This is a genomic window from Limosilactobacillus galli, assembly GCF_947381495.1.
Classification (GTDB): domain Bacteria; phylum Bacillota; class Bacilli; order Lactobacillales; family Lactobacillaceae; genus Limosilactobacillus; species Limosilactobacillus galli.
The window spans coordinates 1-241 of sequence record NZ_CANCWK010000147.1 but is presented as its reverse complement, the minus strand read 5'-3'; the positions used below and the strand labels follow the sequence as shown (position 1 = coordinate 241).

At 44.0% G+C, this 241-nt stretch carries 1 protein-coding gene; it reads left to right on the top strand.

The window, feature by feature from the left end:
* Positions 1-77: 77 nt before the first annotated feature.
* Positions 78-241, top strand: a 164-nt coding sequence (locus QOS10_RS09650; protein WP_283595218.1) for a transposase family protein, incomplete at its 3' end; no start/stop codon positions are given.

The window sequence follows — 241 nt, the reverse complement described above, 5'->3', positions numbered from 1 at the left end:
CTCACTTAAAACCTGACAAACCATTTTTAACTGAGGATAAAGAACTAAAGATCATTCATTTGATTCAATCTTATCCAGTGCACTGTCCGCTTTGCGGCCAGCTGATGCGTCGTAACGGTTTCCGCAAGAAGCCAGTAACGATCAAGATCCTTTCACTGGCCGGAAAACCAGCTGTCTTGAAAATCAGGAAACAACAATATCTCTGTCCACCATCAGCTCAATGTCCCAAGCGCGTTACCAA